Source organism: Pricia sp. (assembly GCF_041745955.1).
In the GTDB taxonomy this organism is placed as follows: Bacteria; Bacteroidota; Bacteroidia; order Flavobacteriales; family Flavobacteriaceae; genus Pricia.
Map to the genome: position 1 here is coordinate 1 of NZ_JBGTHY010000041.1, position 6,921 is coordinate 6,921.

Annotated in this window: 5 protein-coding genes and 1 pseudogene; 1 reads left to right on the forward strand and 5 read right to left on the reverse strand. The window is 47.0% G+C overall.

Annotated features, from left to right (window positions below; all coding sequences use genetic code 11):
- From ACEW8S_RS01470 to ACEW8S_RS01490, 5 genes and pseudogenes are all read right to left on the reverse strand, one after another.
- The coding region (locus ACEW8S_RS01470; protein ID WP_373516418.1) for a HEAT repeat domain-containing protein at nt 1–2,677 on the reverse strand (2,677 nt) is incomplete at its 3' end.
- A gap of 64 nt (nt 2,678–2,741) precedes the next feature.
- Complete coding sequence (locus ACEW8S_RS01475) at nt 2,742–2,975, reverse strand: putative signal transducing protein (RefSeq protein WP_373516419.1); 234 nt, start codon at nt 2,973–2,975, stop codon at nt 2,742–2,744.
- Between the two features lie 114 nt (nt 2,976–3,089).
- Nucleotides 3,090–5,282: a transferrin receptor-like dimerization domain-containing protein gene (locus ACEW8S_RS01480; RefSeq protein ID WP_373516420.1), complete on the reverse strand. Its 2,193-nt coding sequence runs from the start codon at nt 5,280–5,282 to the stop codon at nt 3,090–3,092.
- Nucleotides 5,283–5,476: 194 nt separating this feature from the next.
- Entirely contained in the window at nt 5,477–6,019 is a 543-nt protein-coding gene (locus ACEW8S_RS01485; RefSeq protein WP_373516421.1) for a hypothetical protein, read from the reverse strand.
- Nucleotides 6,020–6,335: 316 nt separating this feature from the next.
- Nucleotides 6,336–6,482: pseudogene (locus tag ACEW8S_RS01490) on the reverse strand (DUF58 domain-containing protein); the annotation flags it as partial.
- 271 nt (nt 6,483–6,753) lie between these two features.
- Here ACEW8S_RS01490 and ACEW8S_RS01495 point away from each other — a divergent pair.
- Nucleotides 6,754–6,921, forward strand: a 168-nt coding sequence (locus ACEW8S_RS01495) for a trimeric intracellular cation channel family protein (RefSeq protein ID WP_373516422.1), incomplete at its 3' end; no start/stop codon positions are given.

Here is a 6,921-nt window from a genome sequence, read left to right on the forward strand (position 1 = left end):
CTGCGGTCGCCCTTACCTGCTGGTCCTTATCTTTCATGCCTAATCCCATGGCGATTTCGATGTCATCGAACTGTAGCTCGCCCAAGGCCTTTAAGGCCGCCAATCGTACCTCGGAGGATTTGTTCGTCCGCATTATGCGGAACAATTCAGGATTGTGGGACTCGATACCGAGATTGGCCAAGGTCTTCGAAATACCTATCAGGATTTCTGGATTTTTATCCTCTAAAAATATAGGAATATCCTTTTCGATCTTTTCCTTCACCGTATTGGCGTCCCGTTTTATTTCACCACGATATCGGCCATCGACCCTATCGAGTACGGAAGGCTCCGCCCAAGTGCCTATAGCCGCCAAGGCTTCTCCCCTTAAGGTATCGGAGATAGTTTTTCTTTTGGCAAATGCAATCAGATTTTCCAATGCCGGGTCGCTACCGACACGCAGGGCTGCATTGATTCCCCGTCGCAACAAAGGCTCGGAAGTGAATTTTTCCATAGCCAATACATCGGCCAATTCGGGAAGGGCTTCTTCGATGGACCAATCGTCGTTGATGGCACGGGCGGCTTCGGTAACAATATATTCATCGACATCTTGGAGGAATTTGGCCACTTGCGGATCCTGCCATTTGCGAAGGATCAAAACTGCGGCGATGCGAAGGCTTCGCTCGGGGCTATCCGCCAAGGCAATGATTGGTTCTTTTTTTCCTATGCGCGAAAGTGCGAGTACCGCGGCGTGGCGTAGATATACATCTTTATCATTGTTGGCGGCTATCATGTCCAATAAAGGCTGTACGGCCGATTCATGGTGTATCCTCCCTAAAGCCTGCGCCGCAAAGAATTGAATTCTTGGGTTTTCAATTTTTAATAGGGGAATCAACTTGTCACCGGCATCGCTATATTTAACGTCGCCTAGAATTTTAATCGCCTGCGCGATGATTTCGGGATCCTTGTCGGAAAGAAGTCCCGTAAGTGGTTCAGCTTTGTCCAAATCGTTTGCGGCAAGCTGGCCGATACCCCAAATGGCATGTATACGGGCGAATTGGTCTTTACCATCCTTGATTATCCCATTGAAAACTTTATCTCCCGAACCGCTTTCCACCAGGGCGAACTGTGCTTTTTGACGGATGCGCTTATCGGGGTAGGCGAGCAATTCTGCCAATTTATCGGTCGATTGGTCTTCGTAGTCCAGGGTCATTAACCGCTCGGTTTCCTGACGTTGTTTGGCGAGGTCGTTATCATTTTCGGTCACGTCCAGTTTCCAAACGCGGCCGTAGTTTTTGGTATTCCATCCGTTGATCCAATCTGCCACGTAAAGGGCACCATCGGGACCAAATTCGATACCCGTGGGCAAAACGCCGCTTAGGATGCTTTGGTCGGTATCCAACTCAAAACTCGCCCCCTTCGGTTTTAGATCAAAGGCCCAGATATGGGATCGATCGGGATTGCCGACGAACTCGACCAGAAAAAACTTGTCCAGCCACTTTTTACCCAGGGCAGTTCCGGGATTGTATTGCATCCCCGTTGGGCCATTATGGAAATTTTGGATAGGAGGGATGATATAGGCCGCCTGACCTTCCCATCTTGGTTTGAACATTTTTTCATCCATCCAAACATTATAACCGTTGTTCTGGGGGTCGGTATATTTTCCGTACTGCCAATTGGCGCGCCATCCGGCATCCGAACCTTCAACGATATGTACCAAACGCTCGCTTTCCCCGGCGTGGTCGCCATCGTTGTCGGAAGAAATGATATTGCTATAGGCATCGAAAACGAACTCATGGGTATTGCGAAGGCCATGGGCAAAAACCTCAAAATCGCTACCATCGGGATTGCTGCGTACGATGATTCCTTGATTGGGATAGAAATGTTCGATGCCTTCTTGATCGGTTATGTTTGCCCCGATATCGCCGATGCCCCAATAGATTTTTCCATCCGGACCCTCAACGGCACCAGACATGCCGTGTCCGCCAAAACCGATATGTACGTCAAAACCATGGGAAATGGAGTTTTTTTCGTCCAAAACTAAATCATCGTTGGTATCGGTAAGCCGCCACATATCGGGACCAACGCCTACAAAAACGTCGTTATCGCGAACCAACAGGGCACCTGCGACATCGGTAATCTCTTCGTTAAAATCTTCGAGAATGCGAGTAGATCGATCAGCAATCCCGTTATTATTGCTGTCTTCCAACATCCACACCTCCTCTTTCTCAACGGCAAGATCTTTCCAGTCGTGCGAACCATCTCCGTTCAGGTCTGCGAGCCATTCGTTTTCTTCGCTCTTTTCGGGAGCAAAGGTCGCATGCAGAAATTCGCGTCTATCCTCGACCGATTGCAGGGCAATGGAGGGGGTCATCCAATCTTGATGTCCCCGGATATCGAATTCCGAATTTTTTTGGCGGTTGGTTCGGGTCAGGTAGACCTTGCCGTGATTGTCGATGGAAATTGCGATGGGGTCGGGAGCCAACGAGTCGGAGGCCCACAGGCTGAGTTCAAGGCCCTCCGCAATTTTCGGGGTAATACTTTGTCGCGCCTCTTTCGCCCTAATTACTTCGGTAAGGGAATCCTCCCGGATTACCAAGGGCGTTTCCTTAGGTTTTTTAGGGGTGGTATCGCAGGAAATCAGGAGCATCGAAAAAGCAAAAAAGGAAATGAGCGAATAGGGTTTGGCGTTTGATTTCATAGTTATTATTAGGGTATAATAGGATAGCATTATTTGAAGAAGACTGATTGGCAAAATAAAAATTTTATGTTTTCTTTTCTGCCATAACACGTTTTACTACGGCCAACGCCTTTTCGGCCTCATCATTGTTCACATGAATCTCCCGATCACCATCGATATTGGCGGCAAAACCGGCCAAACGTGCCGATTCGGATTCGTCTTTCACAACGGGTTCAATTCCCATTTCCCGTAGGTCTGATACGATTCGTTGGGTAATAAATGTGTTTCCGGTGTAAATTTTGGTGTAGTCAGAGCTCATAGCATTAGTATTAAAAAATAAGTCACTAAGATAGCGATAAGTTTCTAAAGTTACGGGACCGGACTTCGGCGCGTTCGTTTTTTGGATTTTCGTTGTTTTTTGGATTGTAGCCGTTTACAACGCGTTCATACTTTCAATATGCCCATCAAACCGATGCAAAGTTTCCGCTAGTACCTTGATCTGTTCCTGCGCTTCTTTCCAGTCTTTTTGCTCGATGGCTTCCCGAACGCCGGGCAGGGTCTTTACGCCGTATCCCGTATAAAAGCCCGGGGCGTAGATCTGATGCTTGTACCAAGACCGTCTGGGGAGTCCCTTTTCTGAAGTCAATACCTGCTCGACGTGCATCAATTGCTGATTAAGTTGGTTGCGCTTTTCCGTGGATAAATTGAAGGCATCGATGGATTTGAAGGTGTCGATGCTGCCTTTAAGTGCGACCAATTGGTTTTGTACCGATGTGAAATCAAGGAAGGGAACAGTTTCCTTTTTTTCTGGCTTTACAAAGGGCTCCTTAGGGTCCGCCGCCAGTTCGAAGCTGTTCTTATTGACCATTCTGTTATGTTTTTCAACTGCGTTACGCATCGTATCCGTTTCCTTCATTACCTCATCCAAATAACCTGAAACGGTTTTGTGCCATTGTTCGAACTCCAAGGGAAGCACGTCGGCATTGGCCAAGCGTAAAACAATCCGCCCGGCGGTATTGGCGAGTGCCACGCCGTAGGCAAAATCCGGATCTTTAAATCGCTTGTAATTGGGATAGGTATCATAGATGGTATGGTATTCCCCGCCCTCGTTTTCGCCGCCAAAACCGAGATTCAGGGAAGCGATGCCCGCATGTTGGATAAAGGGGGAATAATCGGAGCCGGAACCGACGGCATAAAGTTCAAAATCATCGCTACCTCCGTCGATGAGGTTGCTTGCGATTTTCCGTTCCTTGACGGAAACGCCCTTTTGTGGATCGGTAACCGCACCGGCGACTTCACTGACCATGGCCTGGAGCGTATGCGAACCGCCGGCACTGAGAAATCCGCGTCCGTTGCCATCGGTGTTGATATAGGCTACCGCCTTTTCTTGCAATTCCTTGATATGGTCCTCAACCCACTCAGTAGAACCTATGAGTCCTGGCTCCTCGGCATCCCAAGCACAATAGACCAAGGTACGTTTGGGTTTGTCCCCATTCTTGGCGAGTTCACCGATGGCCCGGGCCTCTTCCATCAGGGCGACCATACCGCTGACCGGGTCGCTGGCGCCATGTACCCAGGCATCATGATGGTTGCCACGCAGTATCCATTGATCAGGGAATTCGGTGCCCTTCATCGTGGCGATTACGTTATGGGCGGGTACGAGCTGCCAGTCGAATTCGAGTTTTAGGTGGACTTTCGCCGGACCGGGACCGATGTGGTAGGTTATCGGGAGTCCGCCGCGCCATGATTCCGGCGCTACCTGTCCTTCCAAAGCTTCCAACAAAGGTTGCGCATCTTCGTAGGAAATGGGCAATACGGGGATTTTCGTAATCGTAGGCGCATCCTCCCTATTTAAACGTTTAGCATCCTTGGTTGCCGCATATCCGGGAGTGAGCACATCACCAGGGTAAAGGGGCATATCCATCACAGAACCTCTCTGAACCCCTGTTTTGTTTTTAAAGGGACCTTTTGGGTAGACGTCCCCTTGCACATACCCATCATCTTTCGGATCGGAGTAAATAATACACCCGATAGCCCCTTTTTCAGCGGCCAGTTTGGGTTTGATGCCCCGCCAAGAGCCGTAGTATTTTGCAATAACGATCTTGCCCTTGACATCGATGCCCAATTTTTCGAGCTGCTCATAATCTTTAGGTACGCCATAGTTTACAAAAACAAGTTCGGCCTCGACGTCGCCATCTCTAGAAAAGGCGTTATAGCTGGGTAGAAGCGCATCACCTTGGGCGGTATATTTATCGCCTTCGACGGCCATGGGCGTCAATTTTGCCTTGTAAGTGGTGGGTGCCATAAGTTCCAGTACCCGAATCTTTGGATAGGGGAACAGTACGTGGTAGGTCTCGATTTTTACGTCGTAACCCCAGGATTGGAATTGCTTCTGCATCCACTCCGCGTTTTTTTGTCCGTATTCGGTGCCGACCCAATGCGGTTCGGCAGCCATGCGTTGCATCCATTTATCAAGATTATCAGCGGACAGTTTGTCTTCGAAGGCCTTCTCAAGGGCGATTTCCCTTTTGGCGTTTTCGGGGGTGAAACCGATGATAGTGGTTTGGGCGTTGCCTGTGAAAATTGCGGTCAAAAAGAGGCAGATGGCAAAAAAATTTCGTTGCATTGATTTGATTTATGGGTTTGGAAAGCGTTGCCAACGCGAGGTTAAAGGTGTTGTAAATGCGCACCCCCGGCGACCAATTGATTTTTGATGTTTGGTTTGAAGGCATTGCAAACGCTGAATGAGAGGGAAGATACTATTTTTTTGGGATTCAGCGAAGGAAAAACGAAGGGATGAAGTTTGGGGTCAAAGAACTATTACAAACTTGAATCAGCAGTGTAATTAAGCCTATTGATGCTTGGTTTTTCTATCAGATTCAACTGCTTGTGGTATTCTTCTTTTATAAAGGATCGCAGCAGACTTTCATATCTGTTGCCGCTCGTTATCAAACTTAGCTGGAACTCTTTGCATTTAATGATAATCTGGGTCTCGCTTATTCGATACTCCGATGGAAGAATGCTCACATATCGAGAGATAGAATTGGGTACGCCGAGTTTTGAAAGAATGTGCATAGGCGATAGTGGAAACGTATCGACAACTTCTTTGCCACGGATCAGGGTAATCGATTCGATTTCATTTTTCATTACGGGAATCGTATGGATATTCGCCGTAAAATTCCCCAAAACTAGGATACCGTCGGGTAAAATCTCTAGATTACATTTGGTCTGACTCAGCAATATATCGGTTCTGTGCCGCCCGTTCTTATAATCTACCAAACGATACCGATATTTTATTTTTTTGGCAACTCGCCCTATAGGTTTGACTAGACTTTGATCGGATAACGTAGAGGCAGTTTTCATTCCTAAGTGGAGCAGGTTTGATGATTATTATAACTATATGTGACCGTGGTAAAAGTACCTGACTGGGAGGCCGCAAGTTAGCGTTTTGAGGAAAATTTTGGATGTAAAACATCAGCGGCCCTCATTTTGACAGGCTGCCTAAAGATGTATTTCGTCGATCGCACCCTACCTTTTGCGGGCGGGAAAAAGTTATCAATTCTTATCGAAAACTTATTAACAACATGGAATTCGATTTGTTCTCCCACAATCCTGTACATCACGAATGGCGTACTCCGTAAGGTTATTTTTACAAAAGCCTTCTTGCCTTGATCTGCACTTATGTATTGATGGTATTTAGGGTCAAACTTTCCGGTTTGGTAAGGATGGTCTGTATGCCATATTGTTGCAGTTCTTTTTGTATTAGGGGTTTTTCCAGTATGAACTTTTCCGCGATAGTTTTGTGGTAGATAGTCTGTAGATCTTTCTTTTTACGGTGGCATAGAGCAGACGGCGATCATATTGTAATCGTATCTTTGAGCTATCAAATTAAAAAAGTGACCGAAATCGCTACCGAAATGAAACCCTTCGAATTTGTGGATATCGTTATTTAGGATTATAATTATTACACGCAGCGGATGTGATAAAAGCACCGAATTCCGAATTCCAAATTAGGGTTTAGATGTTTATGTTTTTGGATGCCGGATGACAAGCCTGTAACTCTATAACTATTAACCTATAACCTTCAATCCACCAGCATGTTCTACTCCATCATAGATATTTTAGGCACCATTGCCTTTGCCATTTCGGGCGTATTGGTGGCCATGGATAAAAAATTGGATTTGTTCGGGGTGTTTATTATCGCCTTTGTTACCTCCGTGGGCGGGGGGACTTTGCGGGACATACTTATTGGAAATACGCCGGTG